General features: G+C 41.6%; 13 protein-coding genes. 5 read left to right on the top strand and 8 right to left on the bottom strand.

The genetic code is table 11. The features are described from left to right. Window positions 1-65: 65 nt before the first annotated feature. From ACEZ3G_RS05300 to nadD, 3 genes are read left to right on the top strand one after another with little or no spacing between them, the layout of a single operon-like run. Window positions 66-923 (top strand): YicC/YloC family endoribonuclease, encoded by an 858-nt coding sequence (locus tag ACEZ3G_RS05300; protein ID WP_432424404.1) that lies wholly within the window; start codon window positions 66-68, stop codon window positions 921-923. Then, the gene (gene gmk / locus ACEZ3G_RS05295) at window positions 923-1,531 is read left to right on the top strand and encodes a guanylate kinase (RefSeq protein ID WP_432424403.1); all 609 of its coding nucleotides are present in this window, start codon (window positions 923-925) and stop codon (window positions 1,529-1,531) included. Before ACEZ3G_RS05300 ends, gmk begins: the two co-directional genes overlap by 1 nt. Next, a complete protein-coding gene (gene nadD, locus ACEZ3G_RS05290) occupies window positions 1,528-2,115 on the top strand; it encodes a nicotinate (nicotinamide) nucleotide adenylyltransferase (RefSeq protein ID WP_432424402.1) in 588 nt (195 codons plus the stop codon). The genes gmk and nadD overlap by 4 nt, the downstream gene beginning before the upstream one ends. Window positions 2,116-2,118: 3 nt before the next feature. On the opposite strand, the gene ACEZ3G_RS05285 is transcribed toward nadD, so the two are convergent. The 4 genes from ACEZ3G_RS05285 to ACEZ3G_RS05270 form a co-directional block, all read right to left on the bottom strand. Continuing rightward, a complete protein-coding gene (locus ACEZ3G_RS05285) occupies window positions 2,119-2,532 on the bottom strand; it encodes a hypothetical protein (protein WP_432424401.1) in 414 nt (137 codons plus the stop codon). Window positions 2,533-2,663: 131 nt separating this feature from the next. Continuing rightward, on the bottom strand, window positions 2,664-3,575 hold the full coding sequence (locus tag ACEZ3G_RS05280) for a CAP domain-containing protein (RefSeq protein WP_432424400.1): 912 nt from the start codon (window positions 3,573-3,575) through the stop codon (window positions 2,664-2,666). Window positions 3,576-3,741: 166 nt separating this feature from the next. Then, entirely contained in the window at window positions 3,742-4,461 is a 720-nt protein-coding gene (locus ACEZ3G_RS05275) for a DUF6503 family protein (protein ID WP_432424399.1), read from the bottom strand. A 56-nt stretch (window positions 4,462-4,517) separates the two neighbouring features. After that, window positions 4,518-6,818 (bottom strand): inorganic phosphate transporter, encoded by a 2,301-nt coding sequence (locus tag ACEZ3G_RS05270; protein WP_432424398.1) that lies wholly within the window; start codon window positions 6,816-6,818, stop codon window positions 4,518-4,520. Between the two features lie 272 nt (window positions 6,819-7,090). Between ACEZ3G_RS05270 and ACEZ3G_RS05265 the strand changes: the two genes are divergently transcribed. Beyond that, entirely contained in the window at window positions 7,091-8,836 is a 1,746-nt protein-coding gene (locus tag ACEZ3G_RS05265; protein WP_432424397.1) for a Na/Pi cotransporter family protein, read from the top strand. 44 nt (window positions 8,837-8,880) lie between these two features. Here ACEZ3G_RS05265 and ACEZ3G_RS05260 read toward each other — a convergent pair whose 3' ends face one another. Next, window positions 8,881-11,148: an inorganic phosphate transporter gene (locus ACEZ3G_RS05260; RefSeq protein WP_432424396.1), complete on the bottom strand. Its 2,268-nt coding sequence runs from the start codon at window positions 11,146-11,148 to the stop codon at window positions 8,881-8,883. Between the two features lie 70 nt (window positions 11,149-11,218). Continuing rightward, a complete protein-coding gene (locus ACEZ3G_RS05255; RefSeq protein WP_432424395.1) occupies window positions 11,219-12,421 on the bottom strand; it encodes a porin in 1,203 nt (400 codons plus the stop codon). 378 nt (window positions 12,422-12,799) lie between these two features. Between ACEZ3G_RS05255 and ACEZ3G_RS05250 the strand changes: the two genes are divergently transcribed. Then, window positions 12,800-13,159, top strand: coding sequence for a toxin-antitoxin system YwqK family antitoxin (locus tag ACEZ3G_RS05250; protein ID WP_432424394.1), 360 nt, complete (start codon window positions 12,800-12,802; stop codon window positions 13,157-13,159). A 76-nt stretch (window positions 13,160-13,235) separates the two neighbouring features. Here the strand turns inward: ACEZ3G_RS05250 and ACEZ3G_RS05245 are convergent, their stop codons facing one another. Together ACEZ3G_RS05245 and ACEZ3G_RS05240 are read right to left on the bottom strand one after the other, a co-directional pair. Continuing rightward, window positions 13,236-13,607 (bottom strand): carboxypeptidase-like regulatory domain-containing protein, encoded by a 372-nt coding sequence (locus tag ACEZ3G_RS05245; RefSeq protein ID WP_432424393.1) that lies wholly within the window; start codon window positions 13,605-13,607, stop codon window positions 13,236-13,238. 236 nt (window positions 13,608-13,843) lie between these two features. Then, entirely contained in the window at window positions 13,844-15,889 is a 2,046-nt protein-coding gene (locus ACEZ3G_RS05240; protein ID WP_432424392.1) for a hypothetical protein, read from the bottom strand. Between the last annotated feature and the right edge of the window lie 21 nt (window positions 15,890-15,910).

The raw sequence follows: 15,910 nt of genomic DNA, 5'->3' as shown, positions 1-15,910 counted from the left end.
AAATACGGTAACCCAAAGAACGCGCCCTAATTTTATTTACCTTTACGTCGAAACAAGATCTTAATATGATTCAATCAATGACAGGCTTCGGGAAAAATGTCGTTCAACTTCCCGCAAAGAAGATTACGGTAGAATTGAAATCGTTGAACAGTAAAAGTCTTGACCTTAACGCCCGAATGCCCTCTTGCTATCGCGAAAAAGAACTTGAGCTAAGAAAGGAAATCGCAAAGTCACTGGTAAGAGGTAAAATCGATTTCAACCTTTATGTCGAACTGACGGGTGATGAGACCTCTGCCCAAGTGAACGAAGGTGTTGTTCGCCAATACATGAAGCAATTGAAAACAATTGCGAATGGCGATGATATTCGTTTACTCGATATGGCCTTGCGATTGCCGGACGCACTTAAGACCGAACGTGAAGATTTGGACGAAGAAGAGTATGAAACGATTCGTGGGGCACTTAAAGAGGCGTTGCTTGAAATCAATAAATTCCGCTCGCAAGAGGGCCACGTTCTTGAACAAGATTTCGCAAAGCGAATTGAGAATCTCGAGGCATTATTGGGGCAAGTTCTTCAAATGGACCCTGAGCGTACCACGACCATTCGCGAACGTTTGCAAAAGGCCGTGCAAGAAATTCAAGCTGAAGTCGATGCGAATCGTTTTGAGCAAGAACTGATTTATTATCTCGAAAAGTACGATATTACCGAAGAAAAAGTAAGATTGGCAAATCATCTCGATTATTTTTCAAAGACCTTGAAATCGAACGATTCAAACGGAAAAAAACTTGGTTTCATCACTCAAGAAATTGGTCGTGAAATCAATACGATAGGTTCAAAAGCAAACTATGCCCCTATGCAACAGCTCGTAGTTCAGATGAAGGATGAGCTGGAGAAAATCAAGGAACAAATGTTGAACGTATTATAATGGAAGGCGGTAAACTTATCATATTTTCGGCCCCTTCGGGCAGCGGCAAAACTACCATTGTTCGTCATCTCTTAAAACAAAATGACCTGAATTTGGCTTTTTCGGTATCGGCGACTTCAAGGCCCCGCCGTGGTAAGGAAAAGAACGGCGAACATTATTACTTCATGACGGTAGGCGAGTTCAAGAAACATATCAAGAACGATGATTTTCTGGAATGGGAAGAAGTGTACCGCGATAATTTCTACGGAACGCTAAAGAGTGAGGTAGAAAGAATCTGGGGCGAGGGCAAGAACGTTATTTTTGATATCGATGTCGTCGGTGGCCTGCGGATAAAAAAGAAATACCCAGAACAGACTTTGGCGGTATTTGTAAAACCGCCGAGCGTTGATGAGCTCAAAATACGTCTAAAGAAAAGAAGTACCGAGAGTGATGACAAGATAAACATGCGTATCGCCAAGGCTTCCGTAGAGATGGCCACAGCACCCCAATTTGATACCATTATCAAGAACTATGACCTCGATATTGCTTTAAACGAGGCTTACGGTCTGGTCAAAGATTTCTTGGCAAAGCCAATCGCAAAAGAAGATAAAAAGGGCACTGAAAAGTGAAGAAGATTGGGCTTTACTTCGGTACTTTCAACCCAATTCATGTCGGGCACATGGTATTGGCCAATCATATGGTCGAGTTTTCCGATTTAGACGAGGTTTGGTTTGTGGTTACCCCCCAGAGTCCGTTCAAGACAAAGAAGACCTTGCTAGACGATCACCACCGCTATCAAATGGTCTTCGAGGCTACCCAAGACTTTCCGAAGCTAAAACCGAGCAAAGTTGAATTCGACCTTCCGCAACCCAATTATACGGTCGATACGTTGGCATACTTGCTCGATAGTAATGAGAATGGGCATGAATTCTCGCTGATAATGGGAGAGGACAATCTTAAAGGATTTCACAAGTGGAAGAACTACAACGTTATATTGGAACATCACGACATCTATGTATATCCAAGAATTTCTGAAGGTACCGTCGAACACCAGTTCAAGAATCATGCAAGAATACACAGGATAGATGCCCCGGTAATGGAAATTTCATCGACCTTTATCAGAAAACAGCATAAAGCCGGAAAAAACATACGCCCCATGCTGCCGGATGCAGTATGGAAATATATGGACGAGATGAATTTTTACCGGACGTAGACCTTATTCTCGAGGTTTTAGAAGCAAATCTTCGGCCCATGTAAAAGCAGCCTCAAGGTCATAAAAAACCCCGACCGGTTTTTTAATGAACAATTTTTCTATTGCTGCCAACATTCTGCGGTATCTATTTCTGGAGACAACGGCAAAGCCGATAAAATTCGGAAACATCTTCACTATTTCTCCATATCCAACAGGATCCATGGAGTACGAATTAAGCCTATGTGAAATATAAACTATCGATGTGCGACCGCCATATAATTGGAGGGCGATTTCAATTGCCTTGGCCGCATTGCGCTTGGTAACATGAATTCCTTCATCAAATTCACCGATGACCATATTCGTGTAGAACAGAAACCTACCAATATCAAGCCTATGCTCAAGAATTAACTTTTGCCGTGTCGGTAGGGTTGCTTCCATTTTCGATTTATCTTAACAAGATACAATTTGTTAAGAAGGAAAAAAGGGCTACCGTAAAAAATATTTTTAAAAGCTAAGCGGCGGTAGATTGTATTTAATATACAAGAGTTGAAAAGGAATCAAAAAGTCGATCAACCGTCAATGTCGAATAAGATGACCGAATATTCGAAATCATGCGATTCATCATTGACTTTTACGTTTTCGAGGGTAACCTGGTACAATTCGTCTTTGGCGGAATTGGTATTTACCCCTTCAGGAACCCAGACTATGGTTCTGTCGCCATAGGCATTGTCCAGCTCCTCGACTGATAATTGAACTGAATTGCCCTTGGAGTCTTTCATGCTTATCTGTGTTTCGGTAAAGTCTGCGTCTTGGATCGAAAAAGACCATCGTGGGTAGACCAACCTGTTCGGCACATAGCCTTCTGGGGGCCAAGCGATAAAATCGGGGGCATCGGTCGGAGGGCTACCTGGGTTGCCCAACACCCAAATGGCATTGGAAGCTTCGGTATTGCCGAGCCCAATTTCTTGAAGTCTTGGCCATAGAAGCCATCTTCTGTGTCCGACCGGGCCATTGGCCGAACCTTGGTCACGTATATAGGTGTCTATCGCCTCGGCATTCTTTGACATGGCAAGTAGCGAATTGCCCGCACCGTCCTTGCCATGGGCGGAGTAACATTTCCAACTTTCAGGTGGAAAATGCTCCAATTGATTATTCGCGTACATCATAAGTGCGGCTTGTTGTGCTTTTTCACTTTTCGTCAAATTCTCGATAATTTCATTATGTAACCCAGAAGCCTTTCTGAAGTACATAAGCCGCATAAGTATTTTATCCTTCACGCCTTGAGGAATATTTCCGGGGTCGCAAGAAGGCTCATCTCCTGTCCACTCAGTATCATCGTTAGTAGTGGTAGCAACTAGGTAGTAGTCGTTGTAGAGTTTTAGTGCGGCGAGTTTTGCGGACTCGTCCGCTGGTATTTCCTGAAAATTGTCAGTATTGTTTTCCCCATCCTTGGAACAGGAGGTCATGAAAAATAATACCATCAAAACTTGTAATAGGGGCTTCTTAAGAACAGAACACATATAGGCTATATAAGGGATAAGAGTTGTGTTATCCTATAGCTAACGTGCCGATTGCGTAAATTGATATAATTCTTCGATGAACGGCCTTACCTTTTATCGAAAAGGATGGTTTTGAATGGTTACATGGTTACAGTGAAGAGGTCTTGGTCAAAACATCGGTACCCAGGTATTTGTCGTCTTTGTTATAATACCAGGCCCTTGTTTTGGGCATTTTGATTCCGGAGGCATTTTCTTCGTCGCTCAGCAAAATATATTCACCATCATTCTTGGCCTCGTCATGAAAGAATTGATAGACCTCCATGGCATATGTTTTTGGGTCAAAGTAAAAATACCAGGTGTCTTTTCCTATGGTTTCGTCGTAACTTGCCTTTAATACCAAATATTCTTTTCCCTTGAATTCTTTACGTTCGACTTTTGGTGAAATCATGGTGCCAGGGTTTTTTAGTTTCATCGGAAGGCCATAGAGATAAGTGTAATAGTCTTTCATAAGCTTGGCCCTTTCACAGGTCAATCTATGCTTTTCGACAGCCTCGTTCGAGATTGAACTGCTTCCGTTCAAGGCCAATAAACATTTACCCTTTTCGACGCGCTGAGAAATTCTATCGCCTTCTTGATCGAACTCCAATTGAAATATTTGCCCCGGCAGATCTATTTCAATATCACTTATTCTTTGTTTTTCATCGGGGGTGGTCATGGTTACCTGTAAAGTGCCCTGAAAAGAGCCCCAATTACCGTTCGGATCATGATATTCTATGGCCTTGTTCAAAAGTTGTTCTCCTGTAATTTCTTGTGCAATGCCCGTCGAAACCGTCATTAATAAACAGAAAAAAAGAGAATACGGCGTCATGTCTATTTTATTTATGAATACAATGTACTTAATTTTTTGGGAATCGTTCGACCGTTCTATTCTTCTGATTCTTCGATTTTGGTAGGTGATATTGAACTGTCATGCGCCCTGTAATACTGCTCTAGCAGATTCATAGTAGTCGTAATCAGATCTTTAGTCTCCAAGAGTAAGGAAAAGTATAATGTGGTGTTCTTCGGACTTGACTCTTCGGTTCGCGTGCGAGCGACCTGTTTCTCAATTTTTTGCGAAACAAGAGCGAACAATTCTTGTTTTCGGTCTATTATGGAACCGACCTGCTCGAATGAAAGTTCATCGAACGCCTTTTTGGTCTTATCGAAGATTTCCTCCAATGTATTGTCAATTTCCTTAAGCTCTTTTATTTGATTGTACTTTAATTTTTTGTGATTGTTGTTGATGTGCTTGTGGCTCACCTTTCCGATATACTCCAAAGATTGGCTAATATCGGTCAAATATCCTAGTACGGTAATATAAAAGTTGCTGGCTCCAACACTGTTTTCATCCAGGTTTTTAATAAAATAGAATAGATGATCACGCAGGTCTTCGATTTCCGAAGCAAGTTTTGCCCCTTGTTTTTTATTCTTTTTTAGCAGATCCAGATCCTGTTTCGCGAGTCCGTTTATAGAATTCGTATATATCTTATTGGTTCTTTTCAAGACATTCGATATGTTTTCGGCACTTTCGATAATTACACCTTGTATCGAACTGCTTTCTGCCTTGTTCAAGGAATCTTCAGCCCTTATTTCCTTTGATTTTCTGTTATAGGCAATGTAGTTTCTTACCAAGATCAGGATTGCAAAAAACAACAAGATAGCGATGGCCGCACCTTTACCAAAGCTTATGAGTGCAAGTATTGTTCCTGCCGAAATGAAGGCTATAATTGCGGTGCCGAACCAACCCCCGATTACGTTGAGCACGCCCGCTACACGATATACGGCACTTTCGGCGCCCCATGCACGGTCAGCAAGTGATGTGCCCATAGCCACCATAAAGGTTACATAGGTCGTGGAGAGTGGCAATTTGTATGATGTTGCAATCGAGATCAAAATGCCGGCAACCATCAGGTTGACTGCGGCCCGTACCATATCGAAGGCAGGAACTTCGTAAGTTTTATCACGGGCCAAGGATATTACGGGTTTCTTGAATTGTGCATCGATTTTTTCTTGCATCGATTTTGGAACAAGTGATGAGGTTACCTGTGAAATACTCATGGCCAAGCGCACGATGCCCCTTGAGAGAAAATTAGGTTGAAAACGTTCTTTGGCCTCGCCTTCCCTGGCCAGGTTAATTTCGGTATCGGCCACATAGCGAGCCTTTTTTGATAGCCATAATGTAATGACCATGACCATTCCTGATATGAAAAGTAAAAGTGTAGGAGTTGGCACTTTGGAAGATAATACGCTCATGCTGAACTCAGAGGCTGCTATTCCAGAAGCTTCCCAGGCTTCGTACGATTGCCAAGCCGCGATGGGCACGCCAATAAAGTTGACCAAGTCATTGCCGGCGAATGCCAAAGCCAGGGCAAATGTGCCGACCCCAATGATCAACTTATAAATATTGATTTTCACAAAATTGATTAAGATATAAGAAAGTAACGACCATATCGCAAAATTTAATGCTATAATGGAAGCCCACTTTGTCTCTAAGAAATCTTTAATGGTGACGCCTCCTATAAGATCAAAACTCTCGCTGGCAAAAGAGGTACCTTTAATACCTTTCATTAAGATGAAATAAGTAATTGCCGAAAGTGCCGCGCCACCAAAAATGGCTCCTATCCAATTTGCCTTTTTTTCGAAATTGTATGATAATAATAGCCTTGATACCCATTGTACCAAGGCTCCGATTGAAAATGCCACCACAACTGACAATAGAATACCAAAAATGATTTCAGTGGCTTTGGAAGTATTGATGTAATTTATGACATCGCCAAGGTTGCCATGGGCCGCCCCTACTTTTATCAGGGCCATGGCGACGGAAGCTCCCAAAAGTTCAAAGACAATCGAAACGGTGGTAGATGTCGGCATGCCTACGGTATTGAAGAAGTCCAACAATAAAATATCCGTAATCATCACGGCCATGAATATGAACATGATTTCATCGAACATGAATTGCCCCGGATTGAAAATACCCTTACGGGCTACCTCCATCATGCCACTTGAAAAAATGGCGCCTAGGGCTATTCCTAAACTCGCCACGATCATTATGGTCTTGAATGAAATAGCTTTTGATCCAATCGCCGAGTTTAAAAAGTTGACCGCATCATTGCTCACGCCAACGACTAAATCGGCAATGGCCAAAAAGGCCAATGCAATAATCATCAAAAAGTAAATATTATCCATAACTGCTTAGAAATAAGGATGCAAACCTACTTCAAATCTTTTCAATCAATGTAACCAAAACGTTATGAATTTAGGATTCTGAACGGGCATTTTGTGGAATGGAATGAAATAGAACGAGCTTGAAATTGATAAAAAGAGGTTTTTCAAAATTTAAGGCCCATCAAGGGCTAAATAATGCCATTGTTCAAAAGAGCCTCGATCATATACTGTTCAAATATTTACAATTAATTAACCTTATATTTACCTTAATGTAACAGTTCATCATAGTCGATTTGGATTACGGTTTCTACGATATTCTTCAACTTTTAGGTTCGCTCGGGCTATTTCTCTTTGGAATGAAAGTCATGAGCGATGCCTTAATGAGTTTGGCCGGTGACAAGATGAGGAAAATTCTGGCCACCATGACCTCGAATAGGGTATTTGGTATATTCACCGGATTTTTCATTACATCGATTATTCAATCTTCGTCTGCGACCACCTTAATGGTAGTTGGATTTTCGAATGCATCGTTGTTGACCCTTACAGAGGCAATTAGCGTTATCATGGGGGCCAATATCGGCACTACCATTACGGCATGGTTGATTACAATACTTGGCTTCAAAGTGAGTATGAGCACTATTGCACTGCCCTTGGTAGGTCTTGGCTTTGCGCTGACATTTGCAAAAAAGCAAAATTTAAAGAATTGGGGCACTTTTATCATCGGCTTTGCGGTCTTGTTTATCGGGTTGCAATTTTTAAAAGATGCGGTACCCGATATAAGACAAAATCCTGAAATTCTTGAATTTTTAAAACGGTATACCGATTTGGGCTTTTGGTCCGTTTTATTGTTTTTGTTCATCGGCACCCTATTGACGGTCATTATTCAATCCTCAAGTGCCACCATGGCACTTACCCTTATCATGACGGCTCAAGGTTGGATTCCGTTTCCATTGGCTGCGGCAATGGTTTTGGGGGAGAACATCGGGACTACAATTACGGCAAACTTGGCGGCCATTGTGGCCAACTTTCATGCGAAACGCACGGCACGGGCCCACTTGATTTTTAATATAATCGGTGTTATTTGGGTTCTGGTATTGTTCTATCCGTTCTTAAAAATTATAGAATGGCTGGTATCATTAACGGGTGCGGAATCGCCATATGCCAGTGCGGCCGCAATTCCGGTCGCCTTATCTTTGTTTCACACCACTTTTAATATTACAAACACTTTGATTCTGGTTTGGTTCATTGCACCTATTGCCAAAGTCGTAGAAAAATTAGTGCCATCAAAATTAGAGGTAAAAAAAGAGATCGATGAGCCCAAATATTTGAACAAGGAGATTATAAAATATCCTGAGACGGTTATTTTTTCACTTCTCAAAGAGTCAAAATACCTCTATGAGAACGCGGTTTTCGAAATAGTGACCCATGCATTGAACATTCATAGGGAAGATATAAAGTCGGACTTAAAGCCGAAGGAAATCATCAAAAAGTCCCAAGAGGATTTTGGCACCGATGTTAGAAATCTTTATTACAACAAGGTCAAAACTATTTACGGTGAAATAATAAGATATGCCACAACCGCCCAAAGCACCTTAAAGATGGGCAAAAGTCAGAACGACCAAATCACAAATATCATTATTGCAAACCGTAAGATGGTCGAAATTATTAAGGCGGTTTTAGAGATAAGTATCAATGTCTCAAATTATCAGAATTCGGAAAATAAGCACATGGCAAAGCAATATGATAAATTTCGGAAGAAGATGGCCAAGGTTTTGCAAATTATCTATTTATTCAGGACCAAAGATGGTAAAGAAGAACACTATGCCAAATTGCTGAAGCTAAGGCATGCGGCAAAAGAAGGAAAGTACCAGACTACAAGATCAATAAATAAACTAATAAGCGAAAATTTGATCACACCAGAGATGGCCTCTTCTTTGGTCAATGATAAGGATAACTTGAACGAGACGATCAAGAATCTAATTTCTGTGGCTGAACTACTTTATGGCGACAAAGATTCTTTGCTTGAAAACGGTGATTAGTATATGAAGTTTGACAACTTACCCTATTTGAACAAGGTAAGGGTCTATTCATTTGACCTTAGAATTTCCTTTGAACGGTTATGTTCTTCATAATACAAGTTCAGAATATTCATATTGGCCTTGATCAAATCTTTTGTCTCCAGAAGAATGCTGAAATACAAAGTGGTGTTTTTCGGACTTGATTCTTCGAATCGTGTGCGTTCGACCTGTTTTTGTATCGAATTGGTTACCTCGTCCAAAAGAGACTGTTTTTCTTCCATAATTGGCGGTACTATTCTATCGAAGGTTCTCGTGTCAAAAACATCGCGTATTTGGTCAAATAGGTGAATGAGTTTTTCATTGATAGCCAACAGTTCTTCGGCCTGTTTTTTCTTTAGTGACTTGTGATTATTGTTTACATGCTTATGGCTCACCTTTGCAATAAGACTAGAAGATTGTGCAACATCTTGAATACTTCCGATTACATCGATATAGAACTTGCTGGCGCCCAAGTAAGAATCATCTAGATCTTTAATAAAGTAAAAGATATCATTTTGCAGTTCCTCTATTTCGGTTTCTAATTTAACCACCATTGACTTGGCCTTTTTGAGCGAATCCAAATCTTGATTGATCAAGCCATTGATCGTATTATTGTTTATTTTACTTACCCGTTTTAGTGCTTTCGAAATGTTATCGGCGCTCTCTTCGATTACCCCTTGTATCGAACTGCTTTCTGATTTGTTCAGACTATCTTCGGCCTTGACAACTTTAGCCCTTTGATTGTGTCTAATATAGTTTCTTACCAATAGAAGAACCGCCAGTAACAATAACATCGCGATCATGGTACCGCCGCCCAAATGAATCAAATAGGCTACTGTTCCGGCAGCGACGAAAGCACTGAGAGCGGTAAAGAACCAACCGCCGATTACGTTCAAAACCCCGGCTACCCTGTAAACGGCACTTTCGCTGCCCCAAGCTCTGTCGGCCAATGAGGTACCCATGGCGACCATAAAAGTGACATAGGTAGTGGACAACGGTAATTTCATGGATGTTGCCACAGAAATCAATACACTTGCGACCATTAAGTTTACCGCGGCACGCACCATGTCAAATGCCGGCAGCTCATGTATTTTTCCTTTTGGTAATTCGATTACTGGTTTTTCGAACTGTTTTTCTATTTTTTCTTGGATTGTAACGGGAATTACCGTGGATGTATATTTTGAGACCAGCATGGAAAACCGGACCAAATTTCGAGATAGGAAATTAGGCTCGAAGCGCTCTTGGGTCTCTTCTTGACTAGATAGGTCTATTGAAGTTTTTACAACTCTTCGCGCCTTGCTTGAAAACCAAAGGGTCAACACCATTACCAAACCGGCAAACAAGAGAAACAATGTCGGGGTCGGCACCTTGCTTCCCAGAACGTCCATGGCAAATTCATTCGCCGGAACACCTGAGGCCAACCAAGCTTCATAAGACTGCCATGCGGCTATGGGCACCCCGATAAAATTCACGAGGTCATTGCCTGCAAAGGCCAGGGCCAATGCAAAGGTGCCTACGGCGATAATAAGCTTGTAAATGTTTTTCTTGAGAAATTTTATTAAGACATATGACAGCAAAGTCCAGATTATGAAGCTTATTGTCACTATCATGGCTGTTTTACCTTCGATCAGGGGTTTGATCTCAGTATAATAATCGGTGCCCTTTAATCCTTTGATAAAAATAAAATAGGTAATGGCGGCCAACGCCACGCCGCCAAAAATGGCACCCGCCCACTTCGATTTTCTTTCAAAATTAAATGATAATAAAGCCCTTGAAACGTATTGTACAAACGCGCCTACCGAAAAAGCCACAACGACCGATAAGAGAATTCCAAGGATAATCTCTGTTGCTTTAGCCGTATTGATATAGGAATACAATTCAGATATCGAACCGCTATCGGCACCTATTTTGATCAATGCCATGGCGACGGCTGCTCCCAAGAGTTCAAAGACAATCGATACTGTCGTGGATGTTGGCATGCCCAGGGTGTTGAAAAAATCCAATAACAGAATATCGGTTATCATTACCGCCATGAAGATGATCATGATCTCGCTAAAATAAAACTCACCGGGAACGAATATGCCCTTTCGGGCGACTTCCATTAAACCGCTTGAAAAAACGGCTCCAATAAAAATTCCGAGACTTGCCACGATCATCATTGACCGAAAAGAGATGGCCTTTGAGCCGATTGCAGAGTTTAAGAAATTAACGGCATCATTACTGACCCCCACAACTAAATCGGCAATGGCCAAGATGGCCAGGGCAACGATCATTAAAAAGTAAATATTATCCATAATTCAGTTCGGTTGGTACTGGGTACAAATTTGAAAAAACCAATTTACAACTTAAATGATCGTTATCATGCTAAAAATGAACATCCAATTGAAGTCGATACATAAGCTCATCTGAACCGTTATCGACCTTGAGGTAACTTAAATCTGTCTGTACTTTTAGTTTGTGGCCGACGATATATTTTGATAGACCAAGAGTATATTGGGTTTCAGGGTTTCTTCCGGTAATTTGGTCGAGTTCGATATTGGTATATCTTCCCGATATTTCTACATTGTTCTTAAATAAATATCCGGTTTGTAGATTAAGACCGTTACCGACCCAGACAATGTCACCGGTCTCGGTGCCATCTGAATTTTTTGCAATTGGGTCGTCCGCAGTTCGGTCGGCATATTCCCACATAAATGAAAAACCACTGTATTTGAACATACCGTCAAAGAAAAAAGTATTGATGTCGGTTTCGTGAAACCCCGTATCGTTGGTCATATAAGAACCTAGGTTGCTCCTTGTTTTGACCGCATTCTTGTTGGTATCATAATTGAACGCGAACATTACTTTGGGTGTTTCTTCGCGTTTATGGTCACTACCACTATAATCACCTTTGCCAACAAATTCACCGAACGGCAAAAATTCCAACCTTGCCGTATATTGGTGCCCTCCAAGATTTCCATTGGTTACATTTCTTCCCTCACCTTGTGAAAAGGCCAGTTTTTCGCGCATCAAGAATTTTTTGCCCAAAAGGGTGTGATGCCTTAATTGAAAACCTACATCACGGTCGATATTAAATCTACTGTTCACTAAAGAACGGTCGACCTGCTGAAGGTTTCCAGATGAAATTACCCGTTCGATATTGCCGGGTAATTTGGTCTGGCCCAGCCATAGTTCGAAATTTTCGTAGAAATTCCACATCACGACAGCATCAAGAATATATCGTGGCGTATTTCGGGTAAATTCTGACCCACCTGATATATCACGGTTTGACAGTCCAAGCTCTATTTTGTATTTAAGCTTTGGGGAATATGCAAACCCGTCAAATTTTAGACGCGCCCTGCGGATCAAGAAGTTCTGTTGTGGATTTGACATGCCGCCATCTGAACCTTCCGACCAATCGGCTACGGTCAAAATTTGCATACGGGTACCGATTTTCATACTCCAAGAACTGTCTTTTCCAACCAAGTTGAACAGCCCTTTTCCAAAAGCCGGTGCATTTTTTTCTTGAGCGTATAGGTTTGCAGAAACGAGAAAAAATAGCCCAAGGGCCAATCGAAGAATTTTCATTAAGGTATTAGTTTTTGTCGCTGCAAAGAACCCACCTCAATGTTAAGTTAATGTTTCCTAAATGTTATATCTTGTCATAAACAAAAGAAGCTACCTTGAGAAAGGTAGCTTCGGGATCTCTAAGAATAGTCGACAAAAACTAATATCCAAAAAGAAATCCGTTTATTTTAGTAATGACAGACAAAAATCGCTTTCCAACATAATCTTATGGTAATTCTAATATTAAGTAATCATTAAGTTTTTTTAGAAAACGGTTTTTCATTGTTTTTCAAGATGTTACAATTTGAATGTAAATTTAACGTTATGTAAGTGTTGATATAGTGTAAATTATTTTTTACCTTTATTTGGTATATATGAACTTATAATAGCGCGTTTGTCATGAAAAAATATGTTTTATTAATTGTTGTTTCATTTATGGTCTCCGCCTCTTTTGCCCAACAAAAGAAAGAAATCAAATTGAACAAAGAGACCAATCTAATCGAGGCTACTTATTTTCATGAAAATGGACAGGTAAGTCAAAAAGGCACTTTTGACCTGGCAGGGAAACTTCAAGGAGATTGGGTAAGCTATAATGATGCTGGCGACAAGACCTCGGAAGGTTCTTATGAAAAGGGCGTTAAAACAGGAAAGTGGCTGTTTTGGGAAGATGGCAAGATGAAAGAAGTTGTATTCGATAATAACATAATCGCGAGTGTTATCGATAAAGAAAGCAAATCGAGGGTGGTAACCAAAGATTGACATTCTTTAAAAATAACGGACTTAAATAAAAAAGCCTCCATGAAAATACATGGAGGCTTTTTTATGGTTAAATGTGCTACTTTTTTTGTTCTTTTTCAATGCTGGCGACTGACGAGGCGGTCTCCGCATCGGCAAAAATCAAAGCGGAGATATCGCTTAGATCCAATGTTTGTGCTTTGAGGCCACTTTCGATCCGTACCGTTTCATTTGCCGTAACCTCAACCGGAAGCTCTATACTTTCGTAACCTAAGAAACGTACTGTCATAGTGTATGAACCAGGTTCGATTCCCTCGATCTTAAAATTGCCGTTAAAGTTGGTCATGGTCTTGAATTCGGTATCCTTGATTTGAACTTCGGCCATAAGCAAAGGCTCGTTATTACCCTCCAAATCGATAATCTTACCCTGTACGCTACCTTTTTCTTGGGCCGACAGACTTATAGAGATCATTAAAATAAAAATTAGACCTAGTTTTTTCATATCGAATCTAAGATTACGAATACAAAGAAAACCCAGCAAAGTAAAGTTTAGGTTAAGCATAGATTATTTGTAGGTAAGGTTTGGGTTATAACGCCATTACTTTTCAATGAAATTTATCAGGAAAATCACTTGCGGCCCGCCCCAATATGTCAAAGAAAGCCCCGCCGAAGGCGGGGCTTTCAGTGGTATTTAATCAAACCCGACCCTTAGTCGTTGGCCCAATCAAACATAGTAATATCGACTACAGTGCCGTTAAATACATCATCATCGACACTTGTCAATGCCGTGCCATCAACAGTTATGTTGCCCACCGGTCCACCGTCTTTCATATCGACATTGGTTGTATATCCTGAAAGCGATACATTGGTCATTGTGGCCCCCGTTGTTTTCTTAAACTGAAGTGCGGTACCATCGGCTGTAGATACTGCGGTGAAATTGACAATTGTGGGGACACCTACTGCAGCATCGACACCATCGGCCTCGATAGCAGTTGAGAAACCGGCATTTTCGTGCAGCACATAAGTGTTGGTCAAAGTGCCTGTCCATCCTTCTGTCCAGTCGACGGCATCATCTTCATTGTCCTCCAGATAGAAATTTGATGCACTTACCGTACCTCCAAAAAACTCGACACCATCATCGGTACCGTTCAAAATTGCCACGTTTTCAACGGTCGTTCCTGACCCAACAGCATATAAGGTAAGTCCGTTATACTGTGATTCTGAGTTGATTTGTGCCCCGGCATAGTTGATTATCAAGTAACTGATGTTACCTGAGTTATCTTCGTCGTTGGTTCCACCATAGGTAAAGCCACCAACTTCCGCAATCGCGTCTACCCCTTCGGTGGTCGTTGCATCACCAAGGATTACAAGTCCGCCCCAATCACCGGGACTTTGATTCGTAGAGGTCATGACCACTGGGTCGGCGGCCGTACCTTGTACATCTATTTGAGCCCCTTTCTTGATTACGATATAGGTGTCGGTCTCTGTACCGCTATCGGCATCGGCGATAATGACCGTACCAGCCGGAATGGTCAACTTAGCACCGCTTTCGACGCTAAGACTTCCGTTCAGATTGTAAATAGTATTAGCGTTCAACGTCATATCTTCGGTCAGTGTGCCTTCCAATGACATGATGGTTACTTGATTGTCGGTATCGACCCAAGCAAAAGCGGAAGCATCGACAGAGGCATCTGCTAGGTAGGTCAGGGCGGGATCAGCGTCAGAACCATCGATTTGTACATTTGTCAATGGGCCATTATCCTTCATATCGACCGAAATTTCATATCCGGTCAGTGAAAGACCCGTTATAGTTGCACCTGATTCTTTTTTGAACTGTAGTGCAGTTCCACCCTGCGTAGAGACAGCCGTGAAGTTCACTATGGTCGGATTATTATTTGCCCCATCGGCCTCTATAGCAGTTGAAAATCCGGCATTGGTATGCAAAACATAGGTATTGGTCAAGGTTCCGTTCCATCCTTCCGTCCAATCAACGGCATCATCCTCATTGTTTTCCAAATAGAAGTTACTGGCACTTACGGTACCGCCAAAAAATTCGACACCATCGTCAGTTCCGTTCAAAATGGCGACATTATCGATTGTGGTTCCTGAACCAACGGCGTATAGTGTCAAACCATTATACTGAGATTCAGAATTAATCTGCGCCCCGGCGTAGTTGATGATCAAATAACTGATCGAACCTGAGTTATCGGTATCGTCGCTACCGCCATAAACGATTCCGCCCACTTCGGCAACGGCATTGACACCCTCGGTGGTCGTCGCGTTACCGGCTATGACCAAACCGCCCCAATCCCCAGGAGTCTCATTGGCCGAGGTCATTACTACAGGTGCGGCTGAAGTACCTTGCACATCGATTTTTCCACCTTTTTTCACCACGATATATATATCGGTACCTGAATCGGCAACAATCATTGTTCCCGCAGGAATTGTCAAGGTAGCACCAGATTCAATACTATAAGTACCTGTCAAAGTATAGGTCTTGGTCGGGTCTAAGGTCAAATCATCAGTTTGGCTGCCACTTAGTTCGGTGCCCTCGGTCGGGGTATCGCACGAGTTACTGCAGCTACCGCCACAATCTACACCCGTCTCATCACCATTCTTAACTCCGTCGTCGCAGGTAGCATCTGGAAGAATCGGCCCAGGGTCGGGCGAGTTGTCGTCGTCACTACAACTTACAAGGGTAAATGCAAGCACGGCAGCGAACAATGAAAAAAATCTAATCGTTTTCAGTTTCATAATTTTCAGTTTTAAATGTTA

This window comes from Meishania litoralis, from assembly GCF_042611095.1.
GTDB classification, from domain to species: Bacteria; Bacteroidota; Bacteroidia; order Flavobacteriales; family Flavobacteriaceae; genus Meishania; species Meishania litoralis.
The sequence above is the reverse complement of the archived record's forward strand: the minus strand, read 5'-3'. Positions and strand labels throughout refer to the sequence as shown.